The organism is Streptomyces sp. 3330 (genome assembly GCF_031456635.1).
Classification (GTDB): domain Bacteria; phylum Actinomycetota; class Actinomycetes; order Streptomycetales; family Streptomycetaceae; genus Streptomyces.
Genome location: NZ_JAVDVA010000008.1, coordinates 1 through 12,668, shown reverse-complemented (window position 1 = coordinate 12,668; position 12,668 = coordinate 1). Strand labels below are relative to the sequence as shown.

Annotated in this window: 9 protein-coding genes and 1 pseudogene; 4 read left to right on the top strand and 6 right to left on the bottom strand. The window is 71.2% G+C overall.

Annotated elements, in window-relative coordinates; genetic code table 11:
• Nucleotides 1-8 precede the first annotated feature (8 nt).
• A complete protein-coding gene (locus tag J2X68_RS15415; protein ID WP_310433105.1) occupies nucleotides 9-1,517 on the top strand; it encodes a WhiB family transcriptional regulator in 1,509 nt (502 codons plus the stop codon).
• Nucleotides 1,518-1,561: 44 nt separating this feature from the next.
• Nucleotides 1,562-1,819 (top strand): hypothetical protein, encoded by a 258-nt coding sequence (locus J2X68_RS15410; RefSeq protein ID WP_020129155.1) that lies wholly within the window; start codon nucleotides 1,562-1,564, stop codon nucleotides 1,817-1,819.
• Nucleotides 1,820-2,038: 219 nt separating this feature from the next.
• Here the strand turns inward: J2X68_RS15410 and J2X68_RS15405 are convergent, their stop codons facing one another.
• Nucleotides 2,039-2,434, bottom strand: a complete 396-nt coding sequence (locus tag J2X68_RS15405) for a hypothetical protein (RefSeq protein ID WP_310433104.1) — start codon at nucleotides 2,432-2,434, stop codon at nucleotides 2,039-2,041.
• 239 nt (nucleotides 2,435-2,673) lie between these two features.
• Here J2X68_RS15405 and J2X68_RS15400 point away from each other — a divergent pair, with 239 nt between their 5' ends.
• Nucleotides 2,674-5,865, top strand: a complete 3,192-nt coding sequence (locus J2X68_RS15400; RefSeq protein ID WP_310433103.1) for a hypothetical protein — start codon at nucleotides 2,674-2,676, stop codon at nucleotides 5,863-5,865.
• Nucleotides 5,866-5,957: 92 nt separating this feature from the next.
• Here J2X68_RS15400 and J2X68_RS15395 read toward each other — a convergent pair whose 3' ends face one another.
• The 5 genes from J2X68_RS15395 to J2X68_RS15375 form a co-directional block, all read right to left on the bottom strand.
• Nucleotides 5,958-6,413, bottom strand: coding sequence for a heat shock protein transcriptional repressor HspR (locus tag J2X68_RS15395; protein ID WP_310433102.1), 456 nt, complete (start codon nucleotides 6,411-6,413; stop codon nucleotides 5,958-5,960).
• Nucleotides 6,414-6,418: 5 nt separating this feature from the next.
• Nucleotides 6,419-7,594: a molecular chaperone DnaJ gene (dnaJ, locus tag J2X68_RS15390; RefSeq protein ID WP_310433101.1), complete on the bottom strand. Its 1,176-nt coding sequence runs from the start codon at nucleotides 7,592-7,594 to the stop codon at nucleotides 6,419-6,421.
• 39 nt (nucleotides 7,595-7,633) lie between these two features.
• Nucleotides 7,634-8,293 (bottom strand): nucleotide exchange factor GrpE, encoded by a 660-nt coding sequence (gene grpE, locus J2X68_RS15385; RefSeq protein ID WP_310433100.1) that lies wholly within the window; start codon nucleotides 8,291-8,293, stop codon nucleotides 7,634-7,636.
• Complete coding sequence (dnaK, locus tag J2X68_RS15380; RefSeq protein ID WP_310433099.1) at nucleotides 8,290-10,128, bottom strand: molecular chaperone DnaK; 1,839 nt, start codon at nucleotides 10,126-10,128, stop codon at nucleotides 8,290-8,292. The genes grpE and dnaK overlap by 4 nt, the downstream gene beginning before the upstream one ends.
• 95 nt (nucleotides 10,129-10,223) lie before the next feature.
• Entirely contained in the window at nucleotides 10,224-11,492 is a 1,269-nt protein-coding gene (locus J2X68_RS15375) for an MraY family glycosyltransferase (RefSeq protein WP_310433098.1), read from the bottom strand.
• Nucleotides 11,493-11,875: 383 nt separating this feature from the next.
• Between J2X68_RS15375 and J2X68_RS15370 the strand changes: the two are divergent.
• A pseudogene (locus tag J2X68_RS15370) lies at nucleotides 11,876-12,668 on the top strand (Fe-S oxidoreductase); the annotation flags it as partial.

Sequence of the window (12,668 nt, the reverse complement as noted above, 5' to 3'; positions counted from 1 at the left end):
CGACACACATGCCTATGGTCAGCCATACGGCGCTGCCCACGCGCCCCGCGCGCGGGCCGGTACGGGGAGCGGGGGCGGGGACGGGGGTCCACACGCCCGACGCCGCTCTGCCCTGCCAGCGCCGACCGGACGTCTTCCAGCACCCGCTGCTGGAGGCACCCGCCGACATTCCGTACACCTCGCCCGAACAGCGCCACCAGCACCTCGTACTGCTCCGCACCGCCCGCGACCTGTGCGCCTCCTGCCCGCTCTGGGCGGAATGCCTCCAGGACACGATCGCCCACGCCGAGCCCTACGGCTACGCTGCCGCGACCACGCTCGACGACCGCCGCTGGATCCGCCGCGCCCTCGGCCTCGGCGACGCGAACGGCGACCTGCCGACCCACATGGTGGACGGCCCCGGCGCGGGCCCCGGCTACAGCTCCGGCGAGACGTCCCGCCGCCTGCTCCGCCTGCGCTCCCGCAGCATCGACACGGCCGCCCGGCACGACGCCGAGCACGGCCGGCCCACGCTGGAGCGAATCCTCGACGCGTTCGACGCACGCCAGGACCAACTGGCCAGGCAGCGAAGCGAGTTGCCCGCAATTCCCCGGCAGTTGCAGCAGCACACCACCACCTCACAGTCCGCCCACGGCGGGCAGAGACACTCCCACCCGCACGCAGACCCGGAAAGCAGGAGCGAGGACATGGCAGCGGCCGAGTCCGGGCAGCGGATCGCCTTCTCCTACGAGGATCCCGCCCAGGCCGTACGACAGGCTCTGCTGGCCCCTCTGGTCCGCTCGGCCCTGCCCACGCTCGCAGGCCTGGAGCAGCTGGCGACGATGCTGGCGAGCGTGCCTGGCGGCGAGATCGCGCCGGAGATGCCGGACACCCTCCGCGCCGCGCGGAAAGCCGTGGAGGCACTGGCTCCGCACGGCGGCCTGGGCTCCGGAGATTCCGCAGAGGCCGCCCCGGACGCCACCGGCCCCCTCCGCGCCCTCACCGGCTCGGTGTCCGTCGAACTCGCCACCACCGACCCGGTGGCGGCCCTGCGCCGCGACTTCCTGGAACCGCTGCTGCGCGAACTGGCCTCGTCTCTCGCCAACATAGAGAAGGTCGCGACCATGCTGGCCGCGACCGAGGCGCCGGCAGGCGGCGACGAGAACCACCTGGAGCCGATCCGCACCGCGCTGCAAGGCATCCGCGCGTGCCTCCCGCACCCGGCCCCGAACGGCAAGACCTCCACCGGCACGGGCCAGGCCGCCACCCTCGTGCCCTCCGGCGCCCCCAGCATCCGGGCGGCCGTGGAGACAGCGGTGTCGACCTTCCCCGGCCCCTTCTCCGCGCGGGACGTCTTGCGCGCCCTCCCGCCCGGCGTCTACGGCGACCCCTCGAAGACGATCAGCAACGTACTGTCCGCCCTCGTCAAGTCGGGCCGCCTTCAGCGCCTCGCCCGAGGCACGTACGCTCGCACCGTCGATGTCCCCATCGACGACGCTGTGGACGTCCCCGAGCAGGACGAGGCGAAAAGCGCCTGAGCCGGAACTGATCCGGACCGAGCCGGAAGGAACCCAGACCCCCGATGACCGAACCGACGCCGCCACCCCCCGCCACGGCGGACGCCCAGGTGCACGTCTTCTCCCCCAACGCCGGCCTGATCGACGGCGTCCCGGTCACCGCCCCGCCCTACGGCGACATCCAGGACGTCGTCCTGGCGATCCTCCAGCAACGCGCCCAGCAGCTCGGCGCCCCCACCCCGGCGACCATCACCGACAACCGCTACGGCGGCGCGATCCGCCTCCTGATCCACCCGGACGGCACGACGGAACAACTGGGCTGAGCGGCTTCGGTCTTGTTTCAGCGCGCAAGTCCTGTCGCAGGGGCACGCCAACAGGTCTCCCTCGGACCCTGCTGATCAACCCGGGGGTGTGAGTGATTCCCAGGTCGCCGGGTTCGACGGGTTCGACGGGTTCGACGGGACGTTCGTAGGCCGGTTCCAGTACTCACGTGAGAGGCCGCCACGGTCCGGCCGGCAGCCGGAAGCTTCCGGGGTGACCGGTCAGGCTCGGGGGCCGGTTTCCCCCGGCGGCGGGCTGACCTCGTCGATGTCGGCGAGGATCTGGCGCGTGAGGCGGAGTTCGATCTGCAGCATGTCGCGATCGAACTTGCCCCGGTCCTTCTCGTAGCGAGCCTTGCCCGCCTCCGAGGTGAAGGCCTCAGCGGGGACGGCGTCCTGGCCCGGAGGAATGAACTTCAGGACCTCCTCGACTGCGGCAACCGCATAGGCCAGCGCACCGCGATGCCTGTGGTGCTCGGACTCGGGCGTGTTGAGGATCTCCAGTCCCGCGCGGCGCGACACGTCGGACGCGACCTCGGCGAACTCACCGGGGTCGATGATCTCGGAGGGCTCGGTGCCGCCGAAGGCCGGCGGCGGCGGGGGAATCTCGTCGGCCATCAGGAAAGCGAAGTTCCGGTTGCGGCCGCACTGCGTGCACGGCCCCTCGTACACGGCGACGATGCCGTCACCGCGCTGCTCCAGGCGGTGCCGGCGGACGAAGTCGGAGCTCCCGCACTCGCATGGGTGCAGGTCCATGTACAGGTGCGCTTCGAGTGAGGAACGGGCTCTCAACATGGGATGATCCTAAGGTCTGTTGTGCGGTGTGCATCTGTACAGAGCCTGGGGGAGGGCATCACATGGACACATCGGCCGATCCGCAGATCGGCATGGGCGCGCTCCGCTCGGGCGGACCCGCGCAGCAACAGGATCTCGTGTGGGCCGCGAGGCGGGACATGGGCGCGGTGGCGGCCGTCGTCCTGGGGGACCGGCTGGCCTCCCTCACCCCGGCGCAGACCGAGGACGGGCGTCAGTACTTCGTGCTGCGGGACAGTCAGGGGGAGTCCGCCCAGATCTGGGTGGACGCCATTCCGCTGACGACAGGGGCGATCGCCGACACGGCGACGAACACCACCTCGCAGAACTACGTCATCCGTGTGTCCGACCGCCTTCCCACCGCGATGCTGGGACGAGTCCTCGCCCACGAACTCGGTGAGCTCGCCGCCGTGCGCGAACGCGCGGCCGACGGTGTGGTCCCCGTCCGGGACGACCTGTTGCGGGAGGGAGCGGAGCTCCCCGCACACCGTGAGCTGTCCGCCCCGGACAGGGGACGTATCGGGGAGCTCAACTGGCTCGCCGGGCAGAGCAGGGACACCGGCCTCTCCGCGCAGCAGCAGGGCGAGGCACGGGCGCAGTTCTCCGCACTGCTCGACCCGTACGGCCTCCGGCCCACTGCCGCTCCGAGCGACGAGGCGGCGTTCCGCGCCCAGGTGAAGGCGGCACGCGTCCGGTACCTGGTGTCGTACGCCTCGCTCTCCAGCGATTCGGTGAGTCTCCTCGAGGATCTCGCCCACCCCCTGGAGGACCTCTCCCCCGCCGACGCCGCCGCGCTCCAGGCGTCCCGGGACGCAGCGCTGCGGGCCGAGCGGCAGGTCGACGCGTTCATCGGGCGGCGCGACGTCACCATGCCCATGCCCGGCTACGACCAGAACGGGCTGCCGCTCCCCCGCGACGAGCTGGAGCCCGCCGCCGAGCGGTGGGCCGAGTACCGCGCCCAGGTCAGCGAGCGCACCGCACAGACGCTGGAAGGACAGCTCGCCCAGGGTCAACTCCCCCTGCGCAAGGTCGTGATCGGCGGCGGGGCGAGTCTCACCGGGCGGGACCCGGAAGCGCTGCTGGTGGACGGCGCGGGCCGCTGGCACCTGGACCCCGGCGCCGGGATCGTGCAGTCGGCGGATCAGGACCGCGACCTCGTGCAGTGGATGGGCGCCGACCCGTACTCGGCGGTCGAGGATCCCCGGCACCGCATCTCCATCCACGCCGTCCGCGTCTGGGAGGACCAGCTCGCCACACAGGGCGACGTGGTGAACGGCCACGCCCGGCTGCGTCTGGGGCAGAACGGCGAACTCCTCGCCGAAGTACGCACGTTGGGCGAGGACGGAGCCGAGAGCGCGACCCCCCTCTGGGTGGCCTGCGACGGCACCCCCAGCATCGCCACCGGCCTCACGCCGGAACTCGTGCCGGGAATGCCGCGCGGAGAGTTCGCCGTGGAGAGCCGCGGCGAAGCCGTCCGGCTGATCAGCGACCGGCTGCGCGAACTGGAGGCTCAGGGGTTCGCCGGTGCGGCCGAGATGAGCGCCTGGCTGACCCGGGCCGAGCGGGGCGGCACCGACGCCGGTACCGTGCTCGGCGCCCTGAACTCCTACGCGGAACTGAAGGACGCCCTCTCGGCCGGCCTGGGCGTCGCGGACCGGACGCGCATGGGCAACTGCTTCACCGCGCTCGAATCGACGCAGAAGTGGGAGGCGGCGCGCAAGGCCGCGGAGGGGCGGGCACTGCTGGGCGACGAGGTCGCCGAGAGCCGTTTCGACCCGCATGCCGCCCAGGAGTGGATCGTCGTGGGCTCCGGCGGAACGGCCGTCGCCAACGCGGAGATCATCCTGATCCAGAACCCCGACGCCCACGTCACGATCATCGGATCGAGGCCGCCGCCGGCGCTGCAGCACCAGGTCCAGTTCCCGGCGATGGAGGCGAAGTACGGCCACGGCGAAGGCGGCGAGAAGCGTCTGAGCTTCGTCGAGGCACGTGTCGGGGCCATCGAGACCTACCAGGACGAGAAGGGCGAGACCCGCTTCCAGGTCCCCTACGTGGAAAAGGGGACCAAGGAACCGAGGGTGGCCCGCAGCGACGGCTACGTCACCAGCCTCGGCCGCACCAACCCCCTGCCGCCCGCCCTCCAGGTCCTCGCCGACGAGGTCCGCGACCGGGGTGGGGAGATCTCCGGGGACCTGCTGTTCGACAAGGACGACCAGTACATCGGCTACGGGCTCACCTTCGCCGTGGACGGCAGGGAGCACCGCGTCGACGTGGACGGCGCGGCCTCCTGGCAGCTTCCACGCGAGGTATTCGCCCCGGAGTCGGGAATCCAGGCTGAGTTGAACGGGATGGGCGTCCGCGGTCTGCCCTCCGAGACCGGCAACGCGGCTCCCGGCTTCTCGCCCATCGCCCGCCAGAGCGCCCTGCGCGCACGCGCCGTCGCGGCGGCAGCGGCGGGCGACCCCGAAGCGGTACGACGCCTGTCGACGATCCCGGAACGCTGGCGACGCCCGGACCTGCGCCACGACCAGGATCACGACCAGACCCAGCCCCAGGCTCAGACCCCGGACGCGGGCAAGAGCACAGGTACGGGCACAGGTACGGGCACGGGCACGGGCACGGGCACGGATGCAGGCGTAACCACACGGACCGGCACGGAGGCGCCCCCGCCGGCGGCGGCCACGGGCGGCCTCACCCCGCACCAGGAGAAGCCCCAGCCCGCACCGGAACGGGCACAGGAGCGGGAGCAGGAACGGCAACGGGCACAGGAGCGGGAGCAGGAACGGCAACGGGCACAAGAGCGGGAACAGGAACAGGAACGGGGACAGGAACCGGACCGGGAACGAGAGCCGGGCACGGAGCCCGCCCCCACCCCCGAATCGGGCACAGCCCCGGGCCCGTCCCCGACGACGAGCCCGTCACCGTCCTCGCCCCCGGCGACAACCCCGACCCCGGCACCGGGACCCGCATCGGCCCCGGCGCCGTCCCCGGCTCCGACGACACCCCCGGCACCCCCGGCACCCCCGGCACCCCCGGCACCCCCGGCACCCTCACCCACGCCTACATCCACACCCGCACCGGCCCCGTCTCCCGCGCCGGACATCCCCGGCTCCCACCTGTGGCAGATGGGCGTGCCCCGGGGCGGCGGCACCCGGCCCCCCGCTCCCGTCCAGAAACCGGAGCAGCGGCCGCCGGGGCACGAGCGGCCGGAGCCGGGCGTCGACATGGGCGAGTGACGGCCGGAGAGGACGAGGAGGGCCGTACAGAACGAGGCAGGGGCCGGAGACGAATCTCCGGCCCCTGCCTCGTTCTTACGGCTTCTGGGATCTCAGTCGGACGACGGCTGCTGCCGCTTCGGCCGCCAGACCACCAACGCGCTGGTCTGCTGCACCTCCTGGTACGGCACCAGGTCCCGCCGGTAGGAGGCGTGCACCGCCGCTTCCCGCTGCTGCATCGCCGCGGCCGCGCCGTCCAGCGCGGCCTCCAGCTCCGCCGCCCTGGCCTGGAGCGCGGCCACCTGGTTCTCCAGCTCGATGATCCGCTTGATGCCGGCCAGGTTGATGCCCTCGTCCTGGGACAGGGCCTGCACCGTGCGCAGCAGCTCGATGTCACGGGCCGAGTAGCGGCGTCCACGGCCGGCGGTGCGGTCGGGGGAGACGAGACCCAGGCGGTCGTACTGGCGCAGTGTCTGCGGATGCAGGCCCGAGAGCTGGGCCGCCACCGAGATGACGTAGACCGGAGTCTCCTGAGTCAGTTCATACGGGTTACGCCGACGGCCGTCCATCACTCTCATGCTCCCTTCGCGGCCTCGAACAGCTCCGCCCGCGGGTCCTCGCCCGCGGTCGCCTCGCGATACGCCTCCAGCGCCTCACGAGCCTTCCCCGACAAGTCCTTCGGAACACTCACCTCGACGGTGACCAGCAGGTCGCCGCGGGTGCCGTCCTTGCGGACCGCGCCCTTGCCCCGCGCCCGCATGGTGCGGCCGTTGGGCGTGCCGGGCGGAAGCTTCAAGGTCAGGGACGGCCCGCCGAGCGTCGGCACCTTGATCTCGCCGCCGAGTGCGGCCTCGGTGAAGGTCACCGGCACGGTCACCGTGAGGTTGTCCTCCTTGCGGCCGAACACCGGGTGGGCGCCGACGTGGACGACGACGTACAGGTCGCCCGCCGGGCCGCCGCGCTCGCCCGGGGCGCCCTTGCCACGCAGCCGGATGCGCTGGCCGTCGGTCACCCCCGCCGGGATGCGGACCTGCATGGTCCTCGACGACTTCGCGCGGCCGCTGCCCTTGCAGTCCAGGCAGGGATGCTCGGCGATCAGGCCGCGGCCCTTGCAGTCCGGGCAGGGGTCGGTCAGCGAGAAGCCGCCTCCCGAGCCCCTCGCCACCTGGCCCGTGCCCACGCAGGTGGGGCACACGCGCGGGGTGCCGTTCTTGTCGCCCGTTCCCGAACACGCCTTGCAGGGGGCCTGCGAGGACATGCGCAGCGGGACCGTCGCGCCCTCGATCGCCTCCGTGAAGGTCAGGGTGACCTCGGTGTCGATGTCCTGGCCGCGCCGGGGCTGGGTACGGGTCGTGCCGGGGCCGCCGCGGTTGAACAGGCCGCCGAACACGTCCCCGATGCCGCCGCCGAAGCCGCCCTGGGCGCCACCGCCCTGGGCGCCGCCTCCGAAGAGGTCGCCCAGGTCGAAGTTGAAGTTGCCGCCGGCGCCCGGGCCCGGGCGGAATCCGCCGTTGCCGAAGAGGGCGCGGGCCTCGTCGTACTCCTTGCGCTTCTTGGGGTCACCGAGGACGTCGTTCGCCTCGGAGATCTCCTTGAAGCGCTCCTCCGCCTTGGCGTTGCCCTTGTTGGCGTCCGGGTGGAACTCGCGGGCGAGCTTCCGGTACGCCTTCTTGATCTCGGCCTCGGTGGCGTCCTTGGGGACGCCGAGGACTTTGTAGAAGTCCTTCTCGACGAAGTCCTTGGTGCTCATCCTCGACGTCCCTCCTCCCCATCGCTCATCCGATCGAGCTCAGCCCTCGTCCGGGCCACCGCTCTCCTTGTCGTCGGCCGCCTCGGCGGCCTCGTCGGCCTTCGCCGCCTGCGCGCCGGGCTGCGGTTCGGCGACGGCCACCCGCGCGGGGCGGATGGTGCGCTCGCCGATCCGATACCCGGGCTGAAGGATCGCCACGCACGTCGTCTCGGTGACGTCCGGCGCGTAGCTGTGCATCAAGGCCTCGTGGATCGTCGGGTCGAAGGGCTCGCCCTCCTTGCCGAACTGCTGGAGGCCCATCTTGGCCGCGACGGTCTCCAGCGATTCGCCCACCGACTTGAAGCCGCCGACGAACTCGCCGTGTTCCCGCGCGCGGCCGATGTCGTCGAGCACGGGCAGGAGCTCGGTCAGGAGGTTCGCGACGGCGATCTCCTTGACCGCGATCCGGTCGCGCTCGACCCGGCGGCGGTAGTTCTGGTACTCGGCCTGGAGGCGCTGGAGGTCCGCGGTGCGCTCACCCAGAGCGGTGCGCACCTGGTCCAGCTGGGCCACCAGACCGGCTGTCTGGTTCGCGTCCCCGTCCGGGGCCGCCCCCGCCGCCGAAGCGGGGGAGGGCGCGGCCTTCGGCTCGGCGTCTTCAGGGGTGGCGCCGGAGGGGACGTCGGGCTTCTCCTCGAAGCCCGGGGTCTCCTCCGTCACGCGGCACCGTCCTTGCGCTCGTCGTCCACGATCTCGGCGTCCACGACGTCGTCGTCCGCCTTCGGCGCGTCGGCCTTGGGCGCGTCGGCGCCCTGACCGGCCTGGGCGTCGGCGTACATGGCCTGGCCGACCTTCTGCGAGACCGCGGCGACCTTCTCGGTGGCGGTGCGGATCTCGGCGGTGTCCTCGCCCTTGAGCGCGGCCTTCAGCTCCTCGACGGCGGCCTCGACCTCGGTCTTGACCTCGCCGGGGACCTTGTCCTCGTTGTCCTTGAGGAACTTCTCCGTCTGGTAGACGAGCTGCTCGCCCTGGTTGCGGGACTCGGCGGCCTCGCGGCGGCGGTGGTCCTCGTCCGCGTACTGCTCGGCCTCCTGGCGCATGCGGTCGACCTCGTCCTTCGGCAGCGAGGAGCCGCCGGTGACGGTCATCTTCTGCTCCTTGCCCGTGCCGAGGTCCTTGGCCGTGACGTGCATGATGCCGTTGGCGTCGATGTCGAAGGCGACCTCGATCTGCGGGACGCCACGGGGCGCCGGCGGCAGACCGGTCAGCTCGAACATGCCGAGCTTCTTGTTGTAGGCCGCGATCTCGCGCTCGCCCTGGTAGACCTGGATCTGGACCGACGGCTGGTTGTCCTCGGCCGTCGTGAAGATCTCCGAACGCTTCGTCGGGATCGTCGTGTTGCGCTCGATCAGCTTGGTCATGATGCCGCCCTTAGTCTCGATACCGAGGGACAGCGGGGTCACGTCGAGGAGCAGGACGTCCTTGACCTCACCCTTGAGGACACCGGCCTGGAGCGCGGCGCCGATGGCGACGACCTCGTCCGGGTTCACGCCCTTGTTGGCGTCCTGACCGCCGGTCAGCTCCCTGACGAGTTCGGCGACGGCGGGCATCCGGGTCGAACCACCGACGAGAACGACGTGGTCGATCTCGGAGAGGTTGATGCCGGCGTCCTTGATGACGTTGTGGAACGGCGTCTTGCAGCGCTCCAGCAGGTCGGCCGTCAGCTGCTGGAACTGGGCGCGCGTGAGCTTCTCGTCCAGGTGCAGCGGGCCCTCGGCGGAAGCCGTGATGTAGGGCAGGTTGATCGAGGTCTCGGTGGACGAGGACAGCTCGATCTTCGCCTTCTCGGCGGCCTCGCGCAGACGCTGGAGCGCCATCTTGTCCTTGGCGAGGTCCACGCCGTGACCGGACTTGAACTGCTGCACCAGGTAGTCGACGACACGCTGGTCCCAGTCGTCACCACCGAGGTGGTTGTCGCCGTTGGTGGCCTTCACCTCGACGACGCCGTCACCGATCTCCAGGAGGGACACGTCGAACGTGCCGCCACCGAGGTCGAAGACGAGGATCGTCTGGTCGTCCTTGTCGAGGCCGTACGCGAGCGCGGCCGCGGTGGGCTCGTTGACGATGCGAAGGACGTTGAGACCGGCGATCTCACCGGCTTCCTTCGTCGCCTGGCGCTCGGAGTCGTTGAAGTACGCCGGGACGGTGATGACCGCGTCGGCCACCTTCTCGCCCAGGTAGGCCTCCGCGTCGCGCTTGAGCTTCTGCAGGATGAACGCGCTCATCTGCTGCGGGTTGAAGTTCTTCCCGTCGAGCTCGATCGTCCAGTCCGTGCCCATGTGGCGCTTCACGGAGCGGATGGTCCGGTCCACGTTCGTGACCGCCTGGCGCTTGGCCACCTCGCCGACGAGCACTTCACCGTTCTTGGCGAAGGCGACGACGGACGGCGTGGTCCTGGCACCCTCGGCGTTGGTGATGACGGTGGGCTCGCCGCCCTCCAGAACGCTGACGACGGAGTTGGTTGTGCCCAGGTCGATGCCGACCGCACGTGCCATGGTGATCTTCCTCCAGCTGACTTGAGTGGAACGGACTCAAGTGTGCACGAGGCTCACCTCTCGGTCAACAGACATGAGTCGCACCCACTCAACTCTTATCCGTTCCTTACGCGCAAGGGCGCGCTGACCTGCGGCGATACGGATCGCCCCGATCTCCTCACACTGGGTTCCGGGTGGCGCGCGGAGTCCTCGGATTGACGCCGGGGCGCGTACACCGACGCCGAACCGGCCCCGGGACGCTGCTCGGGCCGGGCCGCTGAGCGGGCCCCGGGCCGCGCCTCCCGGGCGACCCCCCCGACCCCCGGACCGGAACCGCCGGCGCCCCGGGCGGTGACGGCGGCACGGGCACGCCGCGTGCGCCGCACCGGACGGTCCCCACCGCCACGCGCGCGTGAAGGGCCGTACACCGCGACCCGCAGCATCCCGAGCACGACGACGAGTGCCCCGCCGGCCACCCACCACACCGCCCGCGCGTCGACCGCTCCGGCGTGCGCCAGCACCCCGACGAGCACCGCGGCGAAGGCAGCGACCCCGAGCAGGACGGTCACCCCCTGCGCCGTGAGTCCCAACCGCCGCAGCCGGTGGGCGAGATGGTCGGACCCGCCGCGCAGCAAGGGCCGTCGGGCCAGCCGCCGGGAGAGCACGACCAGGACGACGTCGGCCGCGGCGACCGCGGTGAGCGCGAGCAGCACGCCCGCACCGGCGACCGGGTCGTGCCCCGCGCGGGCGATCACGGCGGCCGCGGCGAGGAGGAACCCCGCGAAGAGCGACCCGCACGCCCCGAGAGCGACACGCGCGGGAGGCCAGTTGTGCATCAGGAACCCGGTCAGCGCGGCGGCGAACACGCTCAGCAGCACCGCCAGCCCGTCCATGACCTCGACGGCGGCGCAGGCGGCCACCCCGAAGGCGGTCACGACGCCGACGGTCCCGGCCACTCCGTCGGCGTGGTCCAGCGACCGGAAGGCGAGGGCGACGAAGGTGATCCAGCCGACACCCGCCACTCCGGCCACCACCCCGGTGTCGCCGTACGGCACCACGAAGGCGGCCGCGACCGCGGTGCCGATCACCAGGAACCGTGTGTTGAGCCGCCACACGTCGGCGACCAGCCCGAGCGCGGCGACGGCGCCCCCGGCGGTGAGCAGCACCTCGATGCCGTCGCCCAGCGGGGCGATGCCCGTCCAGTCCCCGGCGACCGCGACGAGGCAGGTGGCGAGGACCACGGCGGCACCCCCGAACAGCGGCACCCGGCGCTGCCGCTGCCGCCGGTCGAGCAACCCCAGGCGCAGGGCGGGTACGCGCAGCAGCGCGGCGAGGACGGCGGCGAGGAACAGGGCGGTGATGGCGGCGACGATCCCGTAGAGCACGGATATAAATTAGTCACATATGTACCAATTTGGTACGAATAACACGGCCAAGTTGCGACCGGATCCCCACGGGAACCCGACACCTCCGCCCGGAGGCGGCCCGAAGAGGACCCCGGAGGCAGACCGAAGACGACCCGAAGAGGACCCGAAACCGCCCCGAAGCCGAGCCGGAACCGGTCGAAGCCTCCACCCGAACCCGACCCCGAAAGCGCCCCGCACCAGCCCCGCACCCGCCCCGGACACGCCTCGATCCTGAGGCAACCCTGAGCGACTGAGATCACTCCGCATCCCGCTACAGTGCGACGGAGAATACGGGGTAGTCTCAGACGGACTGCATAAGTTACCGCTTAGTAATTTCCCTCGCAGGCCCGAGGAGCCCCCAAATGCAACTCGCCGCGATCGTCGTGTCGCTGCTTCTGACCGTGGTCGGCGTCGCCCTGATCGCACGCGCCATCGGCCAGTTCGTCCGGTACTTCAAGCTGGGCCAGCCGGTCCCCGCCGGAACCCGGACAGACAACCCCTACGCGCGCAGCGTGACGTTGGTACGGGAGTTTCTCGGCCACACGCGAATGAACCGCTGGGGCATCGTCGGCTTCGCCCACTGGTTCGTGGCGATCGGCTTCCTGACGCTGCCGCCGACCCTCGCCCAGGCCTTCGGCCAGCTCTTCGAGGCCGACTGGGTGCTGCCGGTCATCGGCGACTTCCTGCCGTTCGAGCTCTACATCGAGTTCATCGGCGTGATGACGATCCTGGGCATCGTCGTCCTCATGGCGATCCGCCTGCTGAACCTGCCCTCCCGCGCAGGACGGAAGTCCCGCTTCGCCGGCTCCAAGTCCGGCCAGGCCTACTTCGTCGAGTACGTCATCCTCACCATCGGCCTCGCCATCTACGTACTGCGGGGCCTGGAGGGCGCACTGCACCACGTGGAGCACTACGAGCCCGGCTACTTCGCCTCGTACCCGCTCGTCCTGGCCTTCAAGGGGCTGGGCGTCACCACGCTGCAGAACCTGGTCTACCTCGTCGCGATGATCAAAATCGGGACGTCGTTCATCTGGATGATCGTGGTCTCGCTCAACACCAACATGGGTGTGGCCTGGCACCGGTTCCTGGCGTTCCCGAACATCTGGTTCAAGCGCGACGCTCAGGGCGCGACCGCGCTGGGCGCGCTGCTGCCGA